Origin of the sequence: Allomuricauda sp. ARW1Y1 (assembly GCF_013407935.1) — a bacterium.
In the GTDB taxonomy this organism is placed as follows: domain Bacteria; phylum Bacteroidota; class Bacteroidia; order Flavobacteriales; family Flavobacteriaceae; genus Flagellimonas.
The window spans coordinates 942,928-966,728 of sequence record NZ_JACBZU010000001.1; the positions used below are offsets into that span (position 1 = coordinate 942,928).

The window sequence follows — 23,801 nt, forward strand, 5'->3', positions numbered from 1 at the left end:
TTAGGCCTTCTTTTCTCGACTGTGCTCAAAATGACAGAAGGCCTTAATGAATTTATGTTACTCCAACCACGATTTATAGTACTTGCCATCATCGATTTTAAGGGCGTTCTCCGTAACCTGCAAGGGTTTGAAGGTGTCTATCATCACTGCCAGTTCCTCCGTACCTTTTTTTCCAATACTTGCCTCGTAGGTACCAGGGTGTGGTCCGTGTGGAATACCCGCAGGGTGCAGGGAAATATATCCTGGTCCAATACCCGTCCGGCTCATAAAGTCACCATCAACATAATACAGCACTTCGTCCGAATCTATATTGGAGTGGTTATAGGGCGCCGGAATGGATTTTGGGTGATAATCGTATAGCCTTGGGCAGAACGAACAGACCACAAATGCACCGGTCTCAAAAGTCTGGTGTACAGGTGGCGGTTGATGAACGCGTCCCGTAATCGGTTCAAAATTATGGATGGAGAATCCGTAAGGGAAGTTGTAACCGTCCCATCCCACCACATCAAATGGATGCGTAGCATAGACCAGTTGGTGCAACATGCCCTGTTTTTTGATTTTCATCAAAAATTCTCCTTTTTCATCAAAGGTCTCGAGGTCCTGTGGCAATTTGTAGTCGCGCTCACAGAAAGGGGAGTGCTCCAATAATTGTCCAAACCAATTTCGATAGCGTTTTGGGGTATAAATAGGATGGAATGATTCCGCAAACAAAATTCGGTTGTCCTCGGTATCAAACTCTATCTGGTAAATCATCCCGCGTGGAATGATGAGGTAGTCCCCATATTCGAACGGAATATTGCCCAAAAAGGTCTTCAAAGTTCCCGACCCTTTGTGGATAAAGAGCATTTCATCGGCATCGGCATTTTTGTAAAAGTAGTCGGTCACCGATTTTCTGGGTGCTGCCAAGCCCACATGAACGTCATTGTTCACCAAAAGAGGTTCGCGCGCCTCCAAAAAGTCATCTTTGGGCGATACATCAAAACCGATGAACTTTCGGCTGGTGATGTTCTTTTCCACGGCAATTTTGGGACTGGCGTCCAACGCTTTTCCGATTTCCTTGACCTGCGTAGGCCTGTGGATGTGATAGGAAAGGGAGGACATCCCATCAAAACCGATAGTCCCAAAAAGCTGCTCGTAATATAGGCCGCCTTCGGGTTTCTCGAATTGGGTGTGCCGCTTTTGCGGAATTTTCCCGAGTTTATGATAAATAGGCATTTTTCTCGAATTTGAGTTTAAAGTTATGGGTTATAAACCTGAAATTCAACAGTTCATAACCCATTCCTTTTACTGTGATTAATGCAAGGTGCCGCGTAGCTCCTGCTCACGTTCGATGGCTTCGAACAGTGCTTTAAAGTTACCCTTTCCGAAGGATTGTGCGCCCTTTCTTTGGATAATTTCGAAGAACATGGTCGGTCTGGGTTCCACAGGTTTGGTGAAAATCTGCAGCAAATAGCCTTCATCATCGCGGTCTACCAAAATACCAAGCTCTTTTAAGGGAGCGATATCCTCATCGATTTCCCCAACACGGTCGGTTACTGCATCGTAGTAGGTAGCGGGCACCCGTAGGAATTCCACGCCTCGGCTTCTAAGGTCGCGAACGGTTTTAATGATATCGTCTGTGGCAACGGCAATGTGCTGTACCCCTTCATCCTCATAGAAATCTAGGTATTCTTCTACCTGTGATTTTTTCTTCCCTTCGGCAGGTTCATTGATCGGGAATTTGATACGACCGTTTCCATTGCTCATTACTTTACTCATCAAAGCCGTATAGTCGGTGGAGATATCCTTGTCATCAAAAGAAAGAATATTCTTGAATCCCAAAACGTCTTCATAGAATTTTACCCAATGGTTCATTTTGTTCCACCCCACGTTGCCCACCATGTGGTCCACAAACTTGAGACCGGTTGGCTCTGGATTGTAATCGGGTGTTTCCCATTTTTTGAAGCCGGGCAAAAAAGTTCCATTGTAGTCCTTACGTTCCACAAAAATATGAACAGTCTCCCCGTAGGTGTAAATTCCGGATCGTACCACTCTTCCGTCTTTGTCTTCCTCGACAGTAGGTTCCATGTAGGATGTAGCTCCACGTTCCATGGCATTGTTGTATGCTACTGTTGCATCGTCCACCCAAAGGGCCACCACTTTTACGCCATCGCCATGCTTGTCGATGTGCTTTCCGATTTCTGTTCCGCTCTTCAAAGGGGAGGTCAGTACCAAACGGATTTTATCTTGGACCACCACATAGCTTTCACGGTCCTTTAGTCCTGTTTCAAGTCCGGCTTGTGCATAGGATTGAAAGCCAAAAGCCGTTTTGTAGTAGTGTGCAGCTTGTTTGGAATTCCCTACGTAGAGTTCCACGTAGTCCGTGCCGTTTATCGGCATAAAATCCTCTGATGTATTTGCTCCTTTTGGAAGTGTTGATGTTTCCATGATTCGTTTATGTTTTTACGGTTTAGTCCTATTTTGTTGCATCAACAACAAAAATAATAAAATTGGAATAGGAAAGCGATTTTACAAACAGAAAATTGCGTTAAAATTCCAGTTGCCCATACCATGTGGACATACTGCTTCGGAATCCCTATTTTTGAAGCTATTATTAGATATATGCTCAGTCGGATAGATGAAATACAGGGGATGGGGTTCCATTTGGATTTGGTGCTCCGAAAAATTCAAAAAGCTTATTTGCGCAAGTTTGATGAACTTGGGGTGGATACGACCATTGAACAATGGGTGATTCTCTATCAAATCCATCAGTTGGGTGATGATGCCAGCCAGCGGGATATTGTGAATGAAAACTTCCGCAATCGGGCCACTACCTCCCGAGTTATCGGTGGTCTGGAGAAAAAAGGATGGATTTCCAAGACCCGTTTTGAAGGTGACCAAAAGCGATTTAAATTGGAATTGACCCCAAAAGGACAAGAAATCTTGGATTTGACCTTGCCCAGTGCCCTACAATTGCGAAAATTGGCACTTAAAGGTGTAGACCCTTCCGAATTTGAGATCTTTTTAAAGGTATTGGATCAAATGGGGGATAACTACGAGGCGGACATGGACCAATAGTCAAAAGCCAACTTGGTTATGGTGGCCAGTCCAATCAGCAAAATAAAAATCAAACTGAGCTTACGGAACCTTTCTTGGGGAATGTAATGCAGTATTCTTTTGCCCAGATAAGTACCAATTATACCAATGGCGAACAAAAATGGTAGGTACATCAGTTCTTGTTTACCAATATATCCATTGCCATAGTAGACAAAGGTCCGTGAAAAATCAATCATAAAATCGATAAATGCCGAAGTGGCAATAAAGGCGCTTTTTTCCAAATTAAAGGCTGCCATGGTAAGTCCGCGAATAGCTCCTCCCGTTCCCAAAAGTCCCGCAGAAAAACCCGATAGGGCCCCTCCGATGATAGAATTTTTTTTATTGGGAAGTATCACGATTTCGCTTTTGATCAGGAACAGTAGGCTAAAAACCACCAAGAATGCGCCCAGCACAATTTCAAGGATGGCGCTATCGGCGATTTTGGACAGGAATCCGCCAACAATCACAAAAAGTACGGACGGTATGCCAATATAGAGCAGCAGTTTTTTGTCCAGACCTTTTTTGAACAGGAAAATCTTGCTCACATTGCTGGAGAGGTGAAAAATGGCCGTCATTCCGAGCACCGAATAAAAATCAAAATAAAAGTTCCCCAAGGGCACGAAGAAGACGGAAGAACCAAAGCCTCCAATGGTCCCGATGATTTCGGCGACCAATGCCAACAACAGAAAAATATAGTTGATTTTCATACTGCAGAAAGATAGTGAGGTATTGCATATGGAAGACAGTTTTATGCCATTTTACCCTAATGAAATCTTAAAAAATGGATTTTAGGTTAATTCAGCACATAAACTGGATAATCTAATGGACGTAGGGCGTATAAAACCACCGCAACTTTGTACCCGTATAACTTATAGATATACAAAGCTATGAAGACAACAAATGTTTATCCAACTATATGGGCTACACCCTATTACACACCGAGTGTGATGGCGGGCTGGTACGAAAGGAGTACCCAAGTAGCTGAATTGATTTTGAAGAACGATGTCGTAAACGACCTCAAGGTTTCGGAAATGAACCTGAATATAACGCGATTCTCTGCCATTGATGAGCAGGGGAAAGAACATTTCATCTTGGATTTTCCAGGTCAGAACCCAGTGAACCTTAAGGGAGTTGCGTCAGGAAATTTCATTCATTCCAAAAGCGTGCTTTCCCTTCCTGAAGGCTCGTATAAGGCACTACGTTTTTATTTGGCGGACTGGGGCAACCACTTTATTTACGAAGATGGGATGGAAGAATCTGCCAATGCGTTCAACCGTTTGGATTTCCACATTGAGAACGGATTTGTGGTGGAGAACGGAAACAACCCAGAAGTAAAGTTATGGTTTGACTTTGCTCCCTACCAGTGGAAGCGACACTTTAAACCGCTTACGGATTTGTTTATGGGGAGCAAAAGTCAAAGACCACGATTGGCCAATAGTTTTGGCAATTGATCACCAAGTTATGAGAAAGAATGAAAAAGGCACCAATTGGTGCCTTTTTTAATTTGAAGTGTGCTTATAATTAGTTTCCTTCTTCATCATAGCCTGCGGGCCGCTTCCATCGCACTGGGGCATCCGGTTCGGGCTTCATTATAAATTCTTGGGTTTCCAAGAGTTTCAATGCTTCTTGTACCGCACGTTCCAATTGGGGGTCCTTTCCGGCAACCACTTCTTTTGGCGATTGGATCACTTCGATGTCCGGGGAAATCCCTTTTCCTTCCACATCCCATTCGCCATCATTGTTGTAAAAGCCACCTCGGGGAGCTACCATTCGTCCTCCATCAATAAAGGGCGGGGTGTCCCAGGTACCTACCAGTCCTCCCCAGGTTCGGGTTCCTACCAAAGGTCCCAATCCTTTTTCCTTGAACATATAGGGCAATAAATCCCCTCCAGAACCGGCACGTTCGTTGATGATCATCACCTTGGGTCCCCAAATACCTGCTATGGGACTGGTCCAAGGGCGGTTGTCATTGGCTTTACTGTTGAAATACCCAAAAGGTTCCCTGGCCATAATATCGATCATATAATCGGCTGCCGAACCGCCACCATTGTTTCGCTCATCCAAAATAACCCCTTTCCTATCCTGTTGGGAGAAGTAGTATTTGTTGAAACTACGGAAACCATTTCCGCTGGTGTTCGGAATGTACACATAGGCCAATTTTCCGTCCGACAGTTCGTCCACCTTCCTACGATTTTCCTCCACCCAGTCCATATACCGTAGTTGATACTCGTTGGCAACAGGCTTTACGGTGAGCATTCGCGAACCGTCCATACTTGGTTTGCTGTTTACTTGGATGTTGATGGTACGGTCTGCAGTCTGGGCCAATAATTCATACATATTCTTGTCGGCCGATAGTGCTTTGCCGTTAATGCCCACAAGGTAATCCCCTTCCTTCACATCCAAGCCTGGCATGGCCAAAGGAGCGCGCAACTCTTGATTCCAGTGTTCTCCAGTATATATTTTTTTGATTTGATAGTAGCCGTTGTCCAGTTCAAAATCTGCACCCAAAAGGCCTACCGGTACTCGTTCCACATCGGGCATATCCCCTCCAGAAACATAGGAATGGCCAATGGCCACCTCTCCACTCAGAATATCGACCACATAGTTAAGGTCGGTTCTGTGTTTTACATGTTTGATCCACGGTTGGTACCAGCTGTAAACTTTGTCCCAAGGTGCCCCGTGCACATTATCGACATAGAGAAAGTCCCTCATGTATCGCCAACCCTCCTTAAAAATTTGTGCGTACTCCGCTTGGGGGTCAATTTTTATTTGGGCATCGATGCTGAGTTTGTCCTCTGGTTTGGGTGGGGCTTTGGTATCGGTAATCATCCAACCGCCTGCATTTTTGACCAATGCATGAGCTCCATTCGTAGAGGTTCGCATAAAATTGACGCCTTCCGCAAAATCAGTGGCTTTTTCTTTGGCAACATCATAGGAATGTACTTTAAGCCCAGGGGTATTTGGAACCGATTCAGCCACAAAAATTTGTTTTTCGGGACCTGGCTGTAAAAACTGATAGTCTCTTGCAGGAAGTTCCAGTGCCACCACCCGATCTTGAATATTGGCAAAATCAATCACTACGGGCTTTGAAGCAGGCCCTTCTTCTTTTTTGTCCTCTTTTTTGGATTTACCACCTTTATCCGAGGTGTCTTTTTCCGGTTCGGAGCTTTCCTCGTCTGTTTTTGGAAGGTTCGGGGCCTTGCCAGATGCACTCAATACCAAAGCGTACAAACTTCGGGTGACTCTTGGATCATAGGAGCTCATATCCAACCAACCTGAAGCTAGGCCGTAATCGGTGCTGGCCAAAAAGTACAAGTATTCTCCGGATACATCCCAAATTGGACTTGTAGCATCAGCCGTTCCTTCCGTTACCTGAACCGTTTTTCCGGTTTGGGTGTCGTAAATAAAAATGGCCTTGAAATGACTGTCCTGTTGTTTTTCATAGGTAATCCAGCGGCTATCGGGCGACCAAACGGGATTCATGGTCCTGTTCGGGTGGGCATAACGGTCCGTATCAACCTTGACCACTTTTCCGGATTCAATATTCACATACCACATATTGTAATCCGTATCGGTATAGGCGATCAGTTTTCCGTTCGGGGACCAATCGGGCTGAAAGTAAAAGGTCGGATTTTCCAAAGGGTAGAATTTCTGGTCGTTCCCATATTGATCGGATACTACCAGTTGATATTCCCCGCTCCGGTCAGAAAACCAGGCTATTTTATCGCCTTTTGGCGACCAAACGGGATACCTGTCCGCAACCCCGGAGGATTGGGTTAGGTTTCTCCAGCTACCTTCTTCTTTCGGGAAGGTGAAAATATCGCCACGATGTTCAAAAATGGCCCTTTTTCCATTGGGAGAAATGTTGGCGTTTCGCACCGAATTCGCAGAGACCTCTTCCCATCGCTCACGGCTGAAGTTCAGATCGCCCTTCACGGTAATGGTCAAAGGATTGCTTTGCCTTGAGGTTAGGTCCATAAGGTGTAAGCGACCTCCTTGCTCATAGACCAATTGGTTGCCACGGACATCCAAATTCTTTACATCAAATTTTTTGTGAAATGTGATCTGTTCCTCGGTCTTGGTATTGATATCGAAGCTCCACACGTTGCTGGTATAGTCTCGTTCCGATAGATAGTACACCTTGTTGCCCGACCACACGGGGTACAAATGGCGTTCTTGGTCCAATTGGGGAGTGGTCATTAGTTCGTAGGTGTCCAAATTCACGATCCAAATGGGCATGGCCTGTCCACCACGGTAGTTTCGCCACTCGGGATCCCACGAAGTGATGGGAGTGTAGGCGATATGTGAACCATCCGCGGAAATATTGCCATAGGCCCCCCTGGGAATTTCCAAGGCTTTGGGCATTCCTCCGTTTGGTGAAACGGTAAAAAACTGACTGGTCATGGTCGGCCGTGCATTTCGGGTGGAACGAAACAGGATATTGCCTTCTGGTGTCCACCCTTGGACTTCGTCCATGGCAGGATGAAAGGTAATCCGTTTGGGTGTGCCCCCTTCCGAAGGTATCACGTACACATCGCTGTTGCCGTCGTATTCTGCGGTAAAAGCAATCCATTTTCCGTCCTTGGAAAAACGGGGATCGGATTCGTTGCCTACCCCGCTCGTAAGACGTTGGGCTTCGCCACCGCTAAGGGAGGCCTTCCAAAGGTCGTTGGCGTGCACAAACACCACGGAATTGTTGCTCAGGGTGGGCTCGCGCAACAATAACGTGCCTTCTTGGGACAGTAGTTGTGCCGTTGCCAATAATGCAATTCCTAAAATATATATTTTTCTCATGGGATTGGTTTGAGGTTACTAACTAATTATTGGGATACTTTCCTAGTGCCTTAAAAATACATAAAACGATGAAGGTATCCGACCAAAGTATAAATCTGATTTAAGACGATACGGCACTCAACCGTTTCAGTTTTTCCAATACTTCGTAGACCGAAAAGCTTCGCGCAAAGCGGTACATTTCCCTGCCATCGACCTTAATGATGACCACGGGAAGGGTAAACACCATGGACTGCCCGGTAAACTCCTCTTCCTCTTCCACATCCACCAAACGGATGCCCACTTTTGGGAAGTTTGCTTGAACCGCGTCAAGGAGTTTAGGCTTCAGGACCTTGCAAACCCCGCAGGTTTTACTGGTGAAAAAAATCAATTCCGTCATGTGATACCAGTTTTACCTAACTAATAATCGGAATACTCGGTAGGGTAGAGGAACCACATATCAATATGCGACATATTGTTCTTGTATTTGGGCATGGCAATGAGCTCTTTCCATTCGGGAGAGTTTACAAAGGCATCCCAATGTTGGTTTCTGGTATCCATATCGGCATGGGTGGTCATGTACATTAGATTGGGCATTTTGGGTCCGGAGAGCACTTCACCGTAAAACACAGCTTGAAAGTCCAATCGGTCAAAAAGTGGTATTTCGCCACCAGCATTGAACATATCCACCTTGTTCCAATAATATTTTTCCGTAGGAGATTCATAACTACGTAGTTCATAGACCCGTTCCGACCTTGGACTGTCCAAATTGGGTGTTTTCATTTGGGGCATATCGGGAAAGGCTCGCATCAGGATGGATTGGATACGATCATAAGGGGGATTATCGTAGTTCGCATCGATATATGTAATTCCAGCGCTTGCGTAGGTGCTGTCATTCATAATGTTTTCCTCCAACGCCCGAAATTGTTCCAAGTCTTCAAAAGGTAACAGCACAAAGGTTTTCTGTACCGTATCGGTTTCGGTTATACGTGATTTAAAAACCCCGACCTTGTCAATACCCTGTCTTTTTACAGCGGGCATAAAAGCGTTTTCTAGGTAATGGTCCACCGTGGCCTCTTGTTCTTCTGAGCTGAAGGTGTAGATTTTTAATTGATAGAATTCGCGTTGGTTTGATGCGGTCTCTGGAGATTGGGTAGTTTCTTCGGTTTCAGTTTTTGGGTTGCCACAGCTTGCTAGGATGAGGCAAGCCAATAGCAGTTTGATAGTCTTCATGTAGCCTAGTTTGGTTTTAAATGGATGCCCCAAGATACGGATTAATTCGATGAGGTTTTGTTGGTCTTGGTGTCGTTTCAGCCCTTTTTCTTCGAAACCAAAGCCATAAGTCCAAAAAGGGGACCTAGGGCCAAAACCATGTAAACCATGTTGGAGTTGGACCATATCCGCAGCTCGTTCACCAATTGAATGCTAACAATGGTAATGGCAAAGCCGATACAATTTACAATGGTCAGAGCGGTGCCTTTGATTTCTGCAGAAGCGTTTTGGGCCACCAAGGTGGAAAAGAGCGGAGAATCAGCTATCACCACCATGCCCCAGAACAGTAAAAAGCCAATGAACAAAGTAGCTGACCCTTGCATAAAAAGTAAGGGAGAAATCAAACAACATAGCCCGGAGAGGAGAAGAGCGATGGAAGCTACGCGTTTGGTTCCGGCCACTTGCGACAGATAACCGCCCAATACGCAGGCCAAGCCACCTACGGCAATAATGGCAAAGGACAATAAGGGAACGGGAAAGTGGGTATTTGGATGGACCAGCGCATAGGTTTGGAGCATGATCGGGACAAAGGCCCAAAAAGTGTACAACTCCCACATGTGCCCAAAATAGCCGAAGGCTGCGCAGCGGAAACTTCGGTTTTGGAACACTTGGATAAAGGCGGATAATTGAAACTGTTGGCTGCGTTTTCGGTAGGGACCATTGGGAACGAGCGTTATCATTAGGCTGCCGCCCAAAACGGCCAAGCCGGAAGTGGACACTAGCACGGTGTTCCACGGCAAGGTATGGGTCATTTCCTTGAGTAAATGAGGGAATGCGGTACCGACCACCAGTGCTCCCACCAAATAGCCGAGGGATTTGCCCAATCCTTTTTCGTAGTAATCGGCGGCTATCTTCATGCCTACGGGGTAGATGCCCGCGAGGAAAAAGCCAGTAAAAAAACGAAAGGATAAGATGCTCGCCAGTCCGTTACCATCCCAAACCACACCCAAATTAAAGAGTGCCCCCAAAACAGCACACCCAAAAAATACTTTGGAAGGAGAAAACCGATCAGCAATGGATAAAATGGCAAATACCAAAGTACCCACGATAAACCCAAACTGCACCGCTGAGGTCAAATGTCCCACAGCGCTTTCACTTAACCCAAATGTGGCGACCAAATCGCGCATGACCCCATTGCCCGCAAACCAAAGCGAGGTGCAGCAGAATTGCGACAACACGATAACGGGAAGGATGCGGTTGGAGGGTTTCATAAGGAGATAAGCGACTGTGAAGTGTTAACTTGGATATGTAGCTTCAAGCTCAGGCCAAAGAGTTTGGGCGTTATTTTCAAAATAGTCCATTTTCAGCTTTGAATAATCTTCTTTGCACTTATAAAATTCTTTATTTAACTGGTACAATTCATCTTGTAGTTCATTGTTTCCATAAAGCTCTGATAGATCAATTAACTCATACAATGTTTTGGAGTTGATTCTCTCATTTAAATCTTCAGCGCTCTCATTATGTTTGAGTAGGATATTCACAGCATTTTTTAACAATTGATGGTTGTAAGTAGCACCAATCAAATCCAAAGCTTCAAAGGTTTCATCCACATATTTACCTGAAGAATTGGTGAAAAATTGAAGATAACCTCCGTTGTTAACCTCCGCTTCCAGTTCGTTTATCAACCAAACAACTTGAAGTAATTTGGGCATTTGCCTAAAAGATGCATCACTGTAATTATCCGCCTGCCTTAATTTATTGGTGAAGTAATAAAGTAATTCTTGCTTTTCTTCTGGGGTAGCTTTGTCATATTTCTCCTTGTTTAGTTTGGCGAATTTTACGCGGTAGTGCCATTCGCTTTTAGGTTCAGATTTTTCCGGGGCTCCAAAATCAACCAATCTAGGAAGTAAAAATCTTAAGACAACAATAATGGCAATGAAAATGGTTAGTTTCATTTGATATAATTTAAATCAATGCGCCTCCAACCAATTCTCACCAATGCCCACTTCCACATCTAACGGTACGGAGAGTTTATAGGCATTCTCCATTTCCGATTTGATGAGTTGTTTCATTTCGTCCAGTTCCGGTTTGTAGCAATCGAACACCAATTCATCATGCACCTGCAACAACATTTTGGTCTTGTACTTTCCTTCGGAAAGCTTTTTATGGATGTTGATCATCGCAATTTTAATAATGTCCGCCGCACTCCCTTGAATGGGAGCGTTTACGGCGTTTCGCTCCGCAGCTCCGCGCACCACCTGGTTCCCCGCATTGATGTCCTTTAAATACCTGCGACGGCCCAACACCGTTTGCACATAGCCGTGCTCACGGGCAAAATCTACCTGCTCGCTGATGTAATTGCGCAATTTGGGATAGGTCTTGTAGTAGGTATCGATCAATTCCTTGGCTTCGGAACGGCTCAAATCCGTTTGGTTGCTCAACCCGAAGGCCGACACCCCATAAATAATCCCGAAGTTCACCGTTTTGGCGTTGCTACGCTGTTCGCGGGTCACCTCCTCAATCGGTACATTAAAAACTTTGGATGCGGTGGAAGCGTGAATATCCTCCCCATTTTTAAAGGCAGAGATCATGGTGTCCTCCTCGCTCAGGGCGGCAATAATGCGCAGCTCAATTTGGGAGTAATCCGCCGCCAAGAGCACGTAATTCTCGTCCCTTGGGATAAAGGCCTTGCGAACTTGCCGTCCACGTTCGGTACGGATGGGGATGTTTTGTAAGTTCGGGTTGTTGCTGCTCAAACGGCCCGTTGCGGCTACCGTTTGCATATAATCGGTATGCACCCGACCTGTTTTTTGCTGTACTTCGTTGGGCAGCGCATCCACGTAGGTGCTTTTTAGTTTTGCCAATCCGCGGTAGTCCAACACGTTTTTGATGATTTCGTGGTCCTTGGCCAAGTAGGACAGCACATCTTCCGAAGTGGAAAACTGACCTGTTTTGGTTTTTTTCGGTTTGTCCACCAATTTCAACTTACCAAAAAGGATGTCGCCCAACTGTTTGGGGGAGGCAATATTGAATTCTTCTCCGGCATCAGCATAGATTTTCTTTTCCAGTTCCGCAATGTCCTTATCCAATTGTTCCGAAAGGCCACCTAGATAATCCTTGTCCAGATTGATACCTTCCAGCTCCATATCCGCCAGCACGCGGAGCAACGGAATTTCAATCTCATCAAACAATTTATCCGTTTGGGCTTCCTTGAGTTCTGGAGTAAACTTTAGCGCCAGTTGAAACGTGATATCGGCGTCCTCCACAGCATATTCTGTTTGCTTTTCCAAAGGAACATCGCGCATACTGAGTTGGTTTTTGCCTTTTTTTCCAATGAGTTCGGTGATGGAAATGGGCGTATAGTTGAGGTAGGTCTCGGACAGCACATCCATGTTGTGACGCATATCGGGGTTGATGAGATAGTGGGCCAGCATGGTATCGAACAATTTTCCTTTGACCTCTACGCCATAATTTTGCATCACTTTGATGTCATATTTGAGGTTTTGCCCCACCTTTTCAATGGTTTCCGATTCAAAGAAGGGACGCAATTTTTCAATCAACGGTTGTGCATCATTTTGATTGTCCGGGAAGGGCACATAAAACCCTTTACCTGGCGACCAACTAAAGGCAATACCCACCAATTCGGCTTCCAGCGGATTCAAGGAAGTGGTCTCGGTATCAAAACAGACGGAGGGTTGCTTCATCAGCATTTCCAGAAAGAGTTCCATGCCCTTGCCATCCTGAACCTTCTGATAAAAATGGGGTACGTCGCCAATGGTCAATCGGCTGTTCACGTCCTTGATGGTGGCCGCGGCCTCCGAAGGGTCGCCACCAAATAGGGTAAACTGACCACTGCCTGCCACCTTGGCCTCTTCCTTGGCGGTTTGGGTGCTGGTCACCTGAGTGGACGCTTCCGCTTCTTCGGTAAATAATTTGATGAACTGGTCCTTTAGTCTTCGGAATTCGAGTTCCTCAAAAATCTCTTGGACCTTCTCGGCATCTGGCGGACACATTTCGTAGTCTTTGGCATGGAATTGTACGTCACAATCCGTTTTGATTTCGGCCAATTTTCGGGATAAACGGCCCAACTCGGCATGTTCCTCCACTTTTTCCTTCATCTTGCCCTTGAGCTTGTCTGTATTGCTCAGCAGTCCTTCCATGGAATCGAACTGTTCGATGAACTTTTTGGCCGTTTTGTCACCTACACCGGGCAGTCCGGGAATATTGTCACTGGCATCGCCCATCATTCCCAAATAATCAATGACCTGTTCGGGGCGCTTCACGCCAAAGCGTTTTTGCACTTCGGGGATGCCCCAAATTTCGATACCGTTGCCCATTCGAGCCGGACGGTACATAAAAATATTTTCGCTCACCAATTGCCCAAAATCCTTGTCAGGCGTCACCATAAACACCTTGTAGTTTTCTTTTTCGGCCTGTTTCGCCAAGGTGCCGATGAGGTCATCCGCCTCATAACCTTCCAATTCCACAACGGGAATCTTCATGGCCTTCAAAATCTGCTGAATATAGGGAACCGCAATTCGGATGGCATCAGGTGTTTCATCCCGATTTGCCTTGTAGTCTTCGAACATTTCGGTCCGCTCTACACTGCCTCCCTTGTCGAAGGCCACGGCCAAATGGTCTGGCTGTTCGCGCTTGATCACATCAAAAAGGGAGTTCATAAACCCCATAATGGCTGAGGTATCCATCCCTTTGGAGTTGATTCGTGGGTTCTTGATGAGGGCATAGTAGCCACGGAAAATTAGCGCGTAGGCGTCTAAAAGAAACAGTCTTTTTTGGTCAGACATTTTATTCAGATATCAATGTTCAATAAAAAATAATGGTCCCCAGAATAGGGTAGGGATTAAAAGTACGAATTGCTGTTTAAAAGATATGAGAATTGAGATATTAGATTTGTGAGGATTTGAATTTAGCCTTAAAAGACAAGAGACAAGAGACAAGAGACAAGAGACAGGATACAAGACGGATAACACCAGCCGTCGTGACTCTAGTATCTAAAAGCGCAGCGGTCTTGGTTCTGATATCTATTCGTAGAAGCTCACGACTTCTCGGTTCTCGTGTCCATTGGCAGAATATTCCCGATATGTAAACCCGGGATGCACGCAGTAACCGCCTGTTTCCCCATTTTTGTTAATGGCCAAAAACCCAATTTGGAAATCCTTTCGGCCTGCATTTTTTTTCATGATACGTTTCACGCCTTCCTCACAGGCTTCCTGCGGACTTTTGCCCTGTCGCATCAATTCCACGATCAAGAAACTGCCCACCGTTCGGATGACTTCCTCACCAACACCAGTCGCCGTTGCGCCTCCTACTTCGTTGTCGATAAAGAGTCCTGCCCCAATTATAGGAGAGTCGCCAACACGTCCTGCTACTTTGTAGGCCATGCCGCTTGTGGTACAGGCTCCGGCAATATCCCCATTTTCATCAATGGCAAGCATGCCAATGGTATCGTGGTTTTCAATATTGATGGTGGTCTTGTATTGGGAGGTTTTTAGCCACTCTTCGTACTGTTTTCGCGTGCTTTCGGTGAGCAAATCCTCTTTTGGGAAGCCCTGTTCGTAAGCAAATTTCTCTGCCCCTTTTCCTGCTAGGATGATGTGTGGAGTTTCTTCCATCACTTTTCTGGCCACGGAAACCGGATGCACAATATTTTGCATGCACACCACCGAACCACAATTCCCATCTTTGTCCATAATGCAGGCGTCCAAAGTCACGTTTCCGTCACGATCGGGACGGCCACCCTTGCCCACGGTCTCGTTGGTTTCGTCCGCTTCTTCCACCCTAACACCTTGCTCTACGGCATCTAGGGCATTTCCACCCGATTTTAGTACTTCCCAAGCTTTCTCGGTAGCGTTGAAAAAGTTCCAGGTACACACCACAATGGGTTTGATGGGATTGGGAGTTGGAATTGTTGTAACTGCTGCTACTTCGGGCTTTGTTTCGGTTTTACAAGCGACCAAATTGGAAGCGGCAACCAATCCGGCGGCGGAAAGGCTGGAATTTTTAAGGAATTTGCGTCGTTCCATGGGTTGGTATGTTTACTTTTATGGAGTTTAAAGATACAATATGCTGGTAGAAGTTTGCGCCAATTCGTTGGAATCGGCAAGGAATGCGGAAAGGGCAGGAGCGGACCGGATTGAACTTTGTTCGGAGCTTGGAGTGGGTGGTATAACGCCCTCTGCTGGTTTGATTCAATTGGTGAAAAAGGAGCTGACCATTCCTGTTCATGTGTTGATACGTCCCAGAGGTGGACATTTCACCTATTCCGATGCTGAGTTTGAGGTGATGAGGGCCGATATTTTGGCGTGCAAGGCGCTAGGAGTGCAGGGCATTGTTTCTGGGGTTTTGACGGAAGATTTTACCGTGGATGTAGAACGAATGAAGGTGTTGGTGGAACTTGCAAAGCCGTTGCACTTTACCTTTCACCGTTCATTCGATTGGGTAGCAGAGCCTATGGAGGCCATCAAGCAGTTGGAAGAATTGGGGGTACAAACGATTTTGACTTCCGGAGGTGAAACCACTGCAGCAGAAGGCATCAAAAATTTGGCGGCCTGGCAACAAAAAACCTCGATGACCTTAATGCCCGGGGGAGGGGTGTCGCCTCAAAACGCATCAAACTTCAAGGATATCGGACTCAAGGCTATCCATTGCTCCGGTACTTCTTTTGGGAAGGAATTGAAGCTGAGTGCAAAAATCAGCATGAATTCTTCCAAGCATTTGGTGGAACATCAGGTGGCCGTTTCCAATGTAGATACCCTAAAAGCCATCGTGCGTGCCGTTAAATAAATTTAAAAACCACTGTTTAATAGCAGATTAGCCCTAATTTTGTAAAAAAATTGTATGTCCCGATTTCTTGTTTTGGCAGTTCTTTATGTGGTGTTGGCCGTTTATGGCTTTCAGGCCTTCCGAACGCTTTTTAAAAGCCCTTTGATGCAATGGAGTTACATTGTGCTCTTTTTGGCTGCCTTGATTTTCTTGACCGTTAAGGTAATGACCTACGATCCCGGAGATGGCTTTAAGGGTACTGCTGCCATTGCGGGGACCATTTTTGCCGCTTTCTTTCTGTTGGCCTTGGTATTGGGTTTCTTTCTATTGTTGGAGGATGTGGTCCGTTTGATAGGCTACGGATACAACAAAATCGTTGGGATCTCGGATTCGGATACAGGTTACTTTCCTTCGCGAAGAAAGTTCATCAGTGGTATTGCACTAGGTTTGGCCGCATTGCCCTTTGGGGCTTTGCTATATGGCATGTACCGTGGCAAATACAACTATCAAGTATTGAAATACGAGCTGGAGTTTGATGACCTTCCGGATGCCTTCCATAATTATCAGATTACACAGATTTCCGATGTGCACAGCGGCAGTTTTGATGATTATAAAAAAGTGGAGTATGGGGTCAATCTGATCAACGAACAACAGAGTGATGTCATCTTTTTTACTGGGGATATTGTGAACAACCGCTCCACGGAGTTGGAGCCTTGGAAGGAGGTTTTTTCCCGTTTGGAGGCCAAGGATGGATTGTATTCCATTTTGGGCAATCACGATTATGGGGATTATGCTGTTTGGGATACCGAAGAGGAGAAAGCACAAAACTTGGAGGATTTAAAGGCCATGCAAAAGGAAATGGGTTTTGATCTCTTGTTGAACTCCAACCGTTTTTTGGAGAAAGATGGACAGAAAATTGCCTTGGTAGGAGTGGAGAATTGGGGCCGCGGTGGATTCAAAAAGGCTGGCGACCTTCAAAAGGCCAAGGAGGGCGTTTCCCCGGATGATTTCAAAATATTGTTGAGCCACGACCCATCCCATTGGGAAGATGTGGTGCTTCATGATGATTACCACTTTCATTTGACCTTAAGCGGACATACCCACGGCATGCAGTTTGGTGTGGAGATTCCAGGTTGGATCAAGTGGAGTCCGGTAAAATGGCGCTACAAATATTGGGCTGGTATCTACAAAGAGTTAGATCAATTTATCAATGTGAACCGAGGTTTTGGATTTATCGGTTATCCCGGTCGCTTTGGTATTTGGCCCGAGATTTCTGTAATCACTTTAAAAAAGAGGGGATTAACTTAAATGGATTCCCTACGGTTTTCTAAAGTCCACGGACTGTAAAAACATTCACATTTTTTCTTACATTTGACTGTAAACCTTAGAATACATGTCCAAATTCGGAGAACTCATAGATTTACAGGTCCCAGTTTTGTTAGACTTTTATGCAGAATGGAACGAGCAATCGACCGCCATGCACCCTGTGCTGAGCGATGTGGCCGCTGCCCTTGGTGATAAAGGCAAGGTTATTAAGATTGATGTGGACAAAAACAAGGAACTTTCCCAAGCCTTGCGGATTAAGGGGCTGCCCACTTTGATGATCTACAAAAAGGGGGAGATGGTATGGCGACAGAGCGGCGAGCAGGACGCCAATACGTTGATAGGAATCCTAAACGAATATATCAAATAAAAAAAGCGAGGTGTTGGCCTCGCTTTTTTTATGCTATTGTTCCTCATCCGGGATAATGGATTCCGGAATGGTATCGGGTGCATCCAATAGAACTGTGTCTTCCATATCTGGATCTATGGGGATGGGTTCATCCATTACATCCTCTTCTTCATCTACAAATTGGGAGAACATATCGATGTATTCATTGAAGATGATAGTTTCGGATTCGGCCAGTTCTTTGTCCCCGTTTTCAATGAGGATGTCGATGTTCCTTCGGTAGGCCTGCATATCGGACAGGATGTCGTCTATTTTATCGTATTGCTCATCCAAGGGAATGTTGGCGTAATATTCCAGATGTTCCTGATATACTTTCTTGAGTTTGCCGAACAGCTCACGGGCCTTTTCGGTTTCGCCCACTTTGTAATAGCCATCCACAAAAGGTTCCACAAAGGCATAGAAACCATAGTGGTCCACAGGCATATTGTCCATGGCAATATTGATGACGTCCTTCGCCTTGTCAATGTTGTTCTCGGCAATTAAGGTTTCCATCAATCGGGCCAAATTGCTTCGGAAGGACAGTCCTTGTGAGCGGGTCTGGGGGTCGTGGTAAATATCGTCACTGCCAGAGTTGCCCCAATCCCAATCTTTTACAATGTCGTACATCAACTCGGAGTCGATGCGTCCCATTTCGAAAGAATTGCGGTTCGGGGTTTTTATGGGTACCAGTTTATAAACAAGGCCATCCAGTTGAAGGTAGTCCTTCATCCAAATGTACTCTGCACTGTCAAAACTTCCGCCAGAGAAGTAAATGGGTCGTTTCCAATCGTTGTTGGCAATGAGGTCCAGCATCATGATCCTGTTTTTGGCCAAGGCGCTTTGCGGTAGGTCAATATCGATATAATCGACAATGAGGGCCGAATCTTTTTCCTTGACCAACCCACTTTCCAACACATTTTGCTTGTTGACCGGAATCCTGATTTTATTGGTAGGATAGTACACAATGTCCAGAGTGCTTTCAGAATATTGACTCAGATCGGCTCCTTGATTGGTCAAGATATGTCTGAATTTTGTCTGCGGCTTGTCGCTGCCTATCCAGTTGACAAAATCCTTGATATTCCACCTATTATCGGTGATGCCTTGATAGTAAACTGCATCTCGGGTTCCGTAGCTGTACTTGTCATGCGTCAATTGTGATGGGATGGGGTCGCTTTCATACGCCTTTCGTTTCATCTGGTCGATGTACCAGTCGGTAGCGAAAAGGCTTGTGTTGATGACACGGACATCTGTTCTGTAATTTTCAATTTCCTGCGCGTACCAAATGGGGAAGGTGTCGTTGTCGCCAATGGTAAACAAGATGGCACCTGCGTCCTCTTGGCAGGAATCCAAATAGGCTTTTGCGGTTGCCGGGGCGGTATATCTGCCAGAACGATCGTGATCGTCCCAGTTTTGGAAAGCCATCAACAACGGTACGGCCAACAGGCAAATCGTAGTGATGGCAGGTGCGGCAATTTTGGCCGATATCAACTTTCTAAATTCTTCAAAAAGACCATATACCCCTAAGCCGATCCAGATACAGAAGACATAAAACGAACCCACGAGGGAATAATCCCTTTCCCGTGGCTGGAAGATGTAGGGATTCGTATAAAATTGAATGGCAAGGCCCGTAAACATAAAGAACACAAAGAGGACCCAGAACTGTTTGGGGTTTCGTGATATTTGAAAGACAATACCCAAAATACCCAACAGCAAGGGCAAAAAGAAATAGGTGTTTCGCCCCTTGTTGTTTTTCCAATCGCTGGGAAGATTTTCTTGGCTTCCCAATCGGATGCTGTCCATAAAATTGATGCCGCTCAGCCAGTTTCCGTTTTCATCATATCTGCCCTGTACGTCGTTCTGTTTCCCAACAAAGTTCCACATAAAGTAGCGCATGTACATATAACTGAACTGGAAATCAAAAAGATACTCCAGGTTTTGGCCCAAAGTTGGGGGCTGTACCTCAATATATTCTCCAAACTCCCTTAAAAAGCGGATATATTGTTCGGTGTCCAGCTCTCCTTGGGAGTAGGCTGTTTTAAATTGGTTGACGGCTTCCCGCAGGTCGTTGTTGGAGATGTACTCCGATTTGATTCGGAAATCCAGTGCGCCAAAATATTTCATGTAGTTCTCGGCATGCTGATCGCTCCACATCCGTGGCAAAAAGCCCACATGTTTTTCGTTGGGTCCGGGTATGGCGCCTTTGTAATGGTTAACCACCACATATTTACCGAGCTCCAGGTCCTTTTCATATTTGGGGCTATCGTCCCGGTCCTCTCCCGAGGGTGCAAAGGCATCCGAATAATAGGCACCATACACTGGGCTGTCCACACCAGGATACTGTTCCCTATTGTAGTAGGCCAAAAGGGCACGTGCATCGGCCGGGTTGTTTTCGTTTACAACGGTTTTGGCATTTGCACGGATGGGAAGCATCAACCAAGAGGAAAACCCAAGGATGAGAAACATCAGGCATAATACCACAATATTGGCATTGTAATAGTTGTGCTTTCGGGTGTACTTCAATCCAAAATAGAAAGCGGCCACAAAGAGCAGTCCCATGATGATGGATCCCGAATTAAATGGCAGTCCAATCTCGTTGATAAAGAATACCTCGCTCCAGCCAAAGAGTTCCAATACGTAGGTCAAAGAGAATTTATAGACTAAAATCAAAATTCCGACCACGATGATGTTGGCCAGCAAAAAGTTTTTTACGGTCGTGGTCTTGTATCTTTTAAAGTAATAGAGCAATCCGATGGATGGAATGGCCAAAAAGCCCATAAACTGGATTCCGAAGGTAAGTCCTATAACAAAGCAAATGAGCATGAGCCAGCGGTGACTCCGAGGGTCGTCCAAGTTGTCCGTCCATTTAAGTCCCAGCCAAAGCAACAATGCCATGATCAAGCTGGCCATGGCGTATACTTCCGTTTCTACGGCATTGAACCAAAAACTATCTGAAAAGGTGAAGGCCAGTGCGCCGACCAATCCGCTCCCTAAAATGGCAATGGCCTTGCTGTTGGTGATTTCAGCTTTTTTACCGACCAATTTGCCCGCTAGGTTGGTTATGGTCCAAAAGGTGAACAGTACCGCAAAGGCACTGGAAACTATGGATACTGCATTGACCATGAGCGCAATCTTGGTTTCATCGCCAAAGGCGAACATGGCAAAGAATGCGCCGATCATTTGCAACAATGGAGCTCCCGGCGGGTGTCCAACCTGTAATTTGGCGGAGGTGGAAATATATTCCCCTGCATCCCAAAAACTTCCGGTGGGTTCTACCGTTAGGGTGTACACGATAAAGGCTATGGCGAAGGAAACCCACCCAAGGATGGTATCCCATTTTTTGAAGTCTTTTGCAAACATAGTAGTTGGTTGTTAACCGAATTGTGGCGAATTTAGTAAATCTCGAACAGAAGCCTAGCCCTTTTTGGAAAACCTTTAACACGGGAAAGAGATAAAAATCGCGTGTATTCTTTTCAAAAATATTTGTTGATACCAAAGTTTGTTTTAAATTTGCACGCTCAAAAGCTGATAGCATTTAGCTTTTATGGTACTGGCCTATGGTGTAATTGGTAACACAGCTGATTTTGGTTCAGTCGTTCAAGGTTCGAGTCCTTGTAGGCCAACGAAAAAGCCCCGCAAATGAAAGTTTGCGGGGCTTTTCTTTTGGGTGATACCCTTATTGACTATTCGCTATCGAAAAGCTCATCGATTTTGGCGATGGCATTTTCGTAGTGATACTTCGTCATCGTATTTACGTTTGCGTTTTTGGCCCTGTTCAGGGTCCTTTTTAGCGTAGTCAGTTCTCCGCGTACCAATGTTCGTACATCGGAAGTTTCCACATTGTAATTGGAAGCATCGTTATCCGTGAGCAAATCCGCCATATAGTCCAAATAGGTGTTCTGTAAATTTCTACGGTACAGTTCCACATTCCTGCTTCGATAGGCTTCGCTCCAAAGCCCTTTTCGCAAATCGCTCAACATTTCGTAGGCGCTGTAATTGTCGTCTTGGGTCGTTTCGGAATTGATCAACCTGCCCAAGGTTTCCAATCCCATCAACTGGTTGAGTTGCGAAGACTGTACCCTTCTCACATTTTCAAAGTATGCGGTATGGTCAATGTTCTGCAATACCGAAGTGTCCAAAAGCCATTCTGGGGTTTCAAAAATATTTTTGTGCAACCATTCCATCGATTTGCGCTGTTCCTCGGCACTCAGGGCGGTATAGACCGTACCCTCTTGTTCCGGGGTCTTGATGTTTTCATAAACGCCACCCACGTTTCGGGCCACATGCCGCACATATCGATTGAAAACTCCTAAAAGTTCCCCATAAAGTTCCTCCAAATCATCATAATCGTTGGTTTGGTCCGAGGTCCAAGAAGGGAGCTGGGTCATCACATATTTTAAATTTTTGATGCCGTAGGTACTCGCTTTTATGGGGTCGTCACCGATGCACTCTGTTTGCGACTGCGGATCAAAATAGCTGGACTGACGGCCATATTTGAACTTGGGGTCGTCCGCCTTTTCCAAAATCCATTGGTTCAAGGTTGCCTTTTCATCTTCAGGTTCTTGGATGTTGGGCAGCCATCTGTATCCCCAATTGACGGCATAGTGATCGTAGGGTCCCATTTGGCGAATGAAACGGATATTCTCATCCCCTGGCTGTGCCACATAATTGTATCGGGCGTAATCCATGATACTTGCGGCGATACCATTCTTTTGTGTGAAACTGCCACTACGGAGCGAGTCTACAGGATATGCATAGCTGGCCGCCATATTGTGCGGAAAACCCAATGCATGCCCCACTTCGTGGGCAATGACCATTCGCATCATTTCACCGATTTCCTCATCAGGTGTGTCCAAGGTACGTGCCGATGGGTTGGCGGCCCCGGTTTCCAACAAATATCGGTTACGGTAGCTGCGAAGGTGATTGTGGTACCAAATAATATCACTTTCAATAATTTCCCCACTTCTAGGGTCGGATACGCTGGGGCCAACCGCATTTCGCGTGGTGCTTGCCACATAACGTACCACGGAATAACGGATATCCTCCGGACTAAACTCTGGATCTTCCTCTGGGGTCGGGGCATCCTTGGCGATGATTGCATTTTTGAATCCGGCCGTTTCAAAGGGCTTTTGCCAGTCTTCAATGCCTTGCTTAATGTATTTTTGGAGGTTTTCGGGGGTTCCCGGGTCCAAATAGTAAACAATGGGTTTTACAGGCTCCACCAACTCCCCCCTAGCGTAGGCCTCGGGGTCCTTGGGCTCCAATCGCCAACGGCGGATATACCTTTTTTGGTCGGCCTTCAATTTAGGACTTCCATAATCGATTTGTGATACGGTGAAGAAACCTACCCTAGGGTCGTTCAACCTGGGTGTCATCGGTTCTTCGGGCAACAAAATCATGGATTGGTTCATTTGCAGGCTGATGGAGCCCGTGTCCGAAAAAGAAGGTGGTTCCGAAGCATCGTAAGTGAAGTCCTGTTTTACCTCTATGTTCTCTGGAAAACTTTTGATACTGTTGATGAAACTACGGGATTGGTCCAACTTTTTGACCTTGTAACGTTGTCTTAACCGTGATGATAAACCACTGATGGCTGCCACATCGGTGGTGAAGAGTTTATCCACTTGAATGACCGCGGCGGTGGAATCTGCATTGAAGGCTTTGATATCAAAAGCAAACAATATGGGTTCAAAATTGTTGACTTTCACCGAACTGCTAATGGCCTTAGTGCTGTCCGCGATGTTGGTGTACGATTTGACCCTAAGTAAAATCTTGTTTTGGTAGCGTTGCCAGTGGACCACTTGTTCATTGGTCTTGGAGCCGGCATTTACGTATCCTCCCCCGAGGTTGTCGGGAATCTGGGCTATCCGGCTTACCCAAAGCATGTCCTTTTCCAAGAGGTCGAAGGGAATTTCGTAAAAATAATCCTGTTCCATTTGGTGTACCTTGAACAGGCCGTCGTCGGTCACCGCATTTTCCGTGATGACATCACCGTATTTTTTGATGCCGTTTTTGTCTTTTTTAGGTTTTTCTGCAGTGGCTTCCTTTTTGTTTTTGTTCTTTTTCTTGCCAAAAAGTTGTGCTTGGGCGGTATGCGTCAATACAAGCGAAAAGAGTCCAAAAATCAGGAGTTTTTTAATCATGGTCGGTTTCAGTTTAAATTCCAAAAGGGACAAAGTAGGAAAAAGTAGGCGAACCTATTTTCTTTTTATGAAACATTAACAAGTACTGTCCGCAAACGTCTTTGCGAATTCAATTG

Annotated in this window: 17 protein-coding genes and 1 tRNA gene; 6 read left to right on the forward strand and 12 right to left on the reverse strand. The window is 45.7% G+C overall.

Annotated features, from left to right (window positions below; genetic code table 11):
- Nucleotides 1-57 precede the first annotated feature (57 nt).
- Entirely contained in the window at nucleotides 58-1,215 is a 1,158-nt protein-coding gene (locus GGE08_RS04325; RefSeq protein ID WP_179383651.1) for a homogentisate 1,2-dioxygenase, read from the reverse strand.
- Nucleotides 1,216-1,293: 78 nt separating this feature from the next.
- The gene (hppD, locus tag GGE08_RS04330) at nucleotides 1,294-2,427 is read right to left on the reverse strand and encodes a 4-hydroxyphenylpyruvate dioxygenase (protein ID WP_179383652.1); all 1,134 of its coding nucleotides are present in this window, start codon (nucleotides 2,425-2,427) and stop codon (nucleotides 1,294-1,296) included.
- Between the two features lie 123 nt (nucleotides 2,428-2,550).
- Between hppD and GGE08_RS04335 the strand changes: the two genes are divergently transcribed.
- Nucleotides 2,551-3,057 carry a MarR family winged helix-turn-helix transcriptional regulator gene (locus GGE08_RS04335; RefSeq protein ID WP_257023947.1) on the forward strand — a complete coding sequence of 169 codons (507 nt, stop codon included), beginning with the start codon at nucleotides 2,551-2,553 and terminating at the stop codon, nucleotides 3,055-3,057.
- On the opposite strand, the gene GGE08_RS04340 is transcribed toward GGE08_RS04335, so the two are convergent.
- Nucleotides 3,033-3,782, reverse strand: a complete 750-nt coding sequence (locus tag GGE08_RS04340) for a sulfite exporter TauE/SafE family protein (RefSeq protein WP_179383653.1) — start codon at nucleotides 3,780-3,782, stop codon at nucleotides 3,033-3,035. The genes GGE08_RS04335 and GGE08_RS04340 overlap by 25 nt on opposite strands.
- Nucleotides 3,783-3,962: 180 nt before the next feature.
- Between GGE08_RS04340 and GGE08_RS04345 the strand changes: the two genes are divergently transcribed.
- A complete protein-coding gene (locus GGE08_RS04345; protein WP_179383654.1) occupies nucleotides 3,963-4,526 on the forward strand; it encodes a hypothetical protein in 564 nt (187 codons plus the stop codon).
- Nucleotides 4,527-4,596: 70 nt separating this feature from the next.
- On the opposite strand, the gene GGE08_RS04350 is transcribed toward GGE08_RS04345, so the two are convergent.
- The 7 genes from GGE08_RS04350 to GGE08_RS04380 form a co-directional block, all read right to left on the reverse strand.
- On the reverse strand, nucleotides 4,597-7,869 hold the full coding sequence (locus GGE08_RS04350) for a S41 family peptidase (protein ID WP_179383655.1): 3,273 nt from the start codon (nucleotides 7,867-7,869) through the stop codon (nucleotides 4,597-4,599).
- Nucleotides 7,870-7,969: 100 nt separating this feature from the next.
- Nucleotides 7,970-8,245, reverse strand: coding sequence for a co-chaperone YbbN (locus GGE08_RS04355; protein WP_179383656.1), 276 nt, complete (start codon nucleotides 8,243-8,245; stop codon nucleotides 7,970-7,972).
- Nucleotides 8,246-8,265: 20 nt separating this feature from the next.
- Nucleotides 8,266-9,078 (reverse strand): NIPSNAP family protein, encoded by an 813-nt coding sequence (locus GGE08_RS04360; protein WP_179383657.1) that lies wholly within the window; start codon nucleotides 9,076-9,078, stop codon nucleotides 8,266-8,268.
- 77 nt (nucleotides 9,079-9,155) lie between these two features.
- A complete protein-coding gene (locus tag GGE08_RS04365) occupies nucleotides 9,156-10,328 on the reverse strand; it encodes an MFS transporter (RefSeq protein ID WP_179383658.1) in 1,173 nt (390 codons plus the stop codon).
- Nucleotides 10,329-10,352: 24 nt separating this feature from the next.
- Nucleotides 10,353-11,012 carry a DUF4375 domain-containing protein gene (locus GGE08_RS04370; RefSeq protein ID WP_179383659.1) on the reverse strand — a complete coding sequence of 220 codons (660 nt, stop codon included), beginning with the start codon at nucleotides 11,010-11,012 and terminating at the stop codon, nucleotides 10,353-10,355.
- A gap of 15 nt (nucleotides 11,013-11,027) precedes the next feature.
- Nucleotides 11,028-13,862, reverse strand: a complete 2,835-nt coding sequence (gene polA / locus GGE08_RS04375) for a DNA polymerase I (protein ID WP_179383660.1) — start codon at nucleotides 13,860-13,862, stop codon at nucleotides 11,028-11,030.
- Between the two features lie 237 nt (nucleotides 13,863-14,099).
- On the reverse strand, nucleotides 14,100-15,101 hold the full coding sequence (locus GGE08_RS04380) for an isoaspartyl peptidase/L-asparaginase family protein (protein WP_179383661.1): 1,002 nt from the start codon (nucleotides 15,099-15,101) through the stop codon (nucleotides 14,100-14,102).
- A 40-nt stretch (nucleotides 15,102-15,141) separates the two neighbouring features.
- Here GGE08_RS04380 and GGE08_RS04385 point away from each other — a divergent pair, with 40 nt between their 5' ends.
- The 3 genes from GGE08_RS04385 to GGE08_RS04395 all read left to right on the forward strand — a co-directional run bounded on the left by GGE08_RS04385 (nucleotide 15,142) and on the right by GGE08_RS04395 (nucleotide 17,533).
- The gene (locus tag GGE08_RS04385; protein WP_179383662.1) at nucleotides 15,142-15,861 is read left to right on the forward strand and encodes a copper homeostasis protein CutC; all 720 of its coding nucleotides are present in this window, start codon (nucleotides 15,142-15,144) and stop codon (nucleotides 15,859-15,861) included.
- A gap of 54 nt (nucleotides 15,862-15,915) precedes the next feature.
- Nucleotides 15,916-17,148 (forward strand): metallophosphoesterase, encoded by a 1,233-nt coding sequence (locus GGE08_RS04390; protein ID WP_179383663.1) that lies wholly within the window; start codon nucleotides 15,916-15,918, stop codon nucleotides 17,146-17,148.
- Between the two features lie 85 nt (nucleotides 17,149-17,233).
- The gene (locus GGE08_RS04395) at nucleotides 17,234-17,533 is read left to right on the forward strand and encodes a thioredoxin family protein (protein WP_127142270.1); all 300 of its coding nucleotides are present in this window, start codon (nucleotides 17,234-17,236) and stop codon (nucleotides 17,531-17,533) included.
- Nucleotides 17,534-17,566: 33 nt separating this feature from the next.
- Here GGE08_RS04395 and GGE08_RS04400 read toward each other — a convergent pair whose 3' ends face one another.
- On the reverse strand, nucleotides 17,567-20,905 hold the full coding sequence (locus GGE08_RS04400; protein ID WP_179383664.1) for a DUF2723 domain-containing protein: 3,339 nt from the start codon (nucleotides 20,903-20,905) through the stop codon (nucleotides 17,567-17,569).
- Nucleotides 20,906-21,096: 191 nt separating this feature from the next.
- Between GGE08_RS04400 and GGE08_RS04405 the strand changes: the two genes are divergently transcribed.
- Nucleotides 21,097-21,168 (forward strand) — tRNA-Gln (locus tag GGE08_RS04405).
- Between the two features lie 60 nt (nucleotides 21,169-21,228).
- Here the strand turns inward: GGE08_RS04405 and GGE08_RS04410 are convergent.
- Complete coding sequence (locus GGE08_RS04410; protein WP_179383665.1) at nucleotides 21,229-23,685, reverse strand: zinc-dependent metalloprotease; 2,457 nt, start codon at nucleotides 23,683-23,685, stop codon at nucleotides 21,229-21,231.
- Nucleotides 23,686-23,801: the final 116 nt, after the last annotated feature.

What these genes read in the sequence shown, in the direction of transcription:
- GGE08_RS04325 (WP_179383651.1), bottom strand. Translation starts at nt 1,215, where the DNA reads ATGCCTATTTATCATAAACTCGGGAAAATTCCGCAAAAGCGGCACACC.
- hppD (WP_179383652.1), bottom strand. Translation starts at nt 2,427, where the DNA reads ATGGAAACATCAACACTTCCAAAAGGAGCAAATACATCAGAGGATTTT.
- GGE08_RS04335 (WP_257023947.1), top strand. Translation starts at nt 2,551, where the DNA reads ATGTGGACATACTGCTTCGGAATCCCTATTTTTGAAGCTATTATTAGA.
- GGE08_RS04340 (WP_179383653.1), bottom strand. Translation starts at nt 3,782, where the DNA reads ATGAAAATCAACTATATTTTTCTGTTGTTGGCATTGGTCGCCGAAATC.
- GGE08_RS04345 (WP_179383654.1), top strand. Translation starts at nt 3,963, where the DNA reads ATGAAGACAACAAATGTTTATCCAACTATATGGGCTACACCCTATTAC.
- GGE08_RS04350 (WP_179383655.1), bottom strand. Translation starts at nt 7,869, where the DNA reads ATGAGAAAAATATATATTTTAGGAATTGCATTATTGGCAACGGCACAA.
- GGE08_RS04355 (WP_179383656.1), bottom strand. Translation starts at nt 8,245, where the DNA reads ATGACGGAATTGATTTTTTTCACCAGTAAAACCTGCGGGGTTTGCAAG.
- GGE08_RS04360 (WP_179383657.1), bottom strand. Translation starts at nt 9,078, where the DNA reads ATGAAGACTATCAAACTGCTATTGGCTTGCCTCATCCTAGCAAGCTGT.
- GGE08_RS04365 (WP_179383658.1), bottom strand. Translation starts at nt 10,328, where the DNA reads ATGAAACCCTCCAACCGCATCCTTCCCGTTATCGTGTTGTCGCAATTC.
- GGE08_RS04370 (WP_179383659.1), bottom strand. Translation starts at nt 11,012, where the DNA reads ATGAAACTAACCATTTTCATTGCCATTATTGTTGTCTTAAGATTTTTA.
- polA (WP_179383660.1), bottom strand. Translation starts at nt 13,862, where the DNA reads ATGTCTGACCAAAAAAGACTGTTTCTTTTAGACGCCTACGCGCTAATT.
- GGE08_RS04380 (WP_179383661.1), bottom strand. Translation starts at nt 15,101, where the DNA reads ATGGAACGACGCAAATTCCTTAAAAATTCCAGCCTTTCCGCCGCCGGA.
- GGE08_RS04385 (WP_179383662.1), top strand. Translation starts at nt 15,142, where the DNA reads ATGCTGGTAGAAGTTTGCGCCAATTCGTTGGAATCGGCAAGGAATGCG.
- GGE08_RS04390 (WP_179383663.1), top strand. Translation starts at nt 15,916, where the DNA reads ATGTCCCGATTTCTTGTTTTGGCAGTTCTTTATGTGGTGTTGGCCGTT.
- GGE08_RS04395 (WP_127142270.1), top strand. Translation starts at nt 17,234, where the DNA reads ATGTCCAAATTCGGAGAACTCATAGATTTACAGGTCCCAGTTTTGTTA.
- GGE08_RS04400 (WP_179383664.1), bottom strand. Translation starts at nt 20,905, where the DNA reads ATGTTTGCAAAAGACTTCAAAAAATGGGATACCATCCTTGGGTGGGTT.
- GGE08_RS04410 (WP_179383665.1), bottom strand. Translation starts at nt 23,685, where the DNA reads ATGATTAAAAAACTCCTGATTTTTGGACTCTTTTCGCTTGTATTGACG.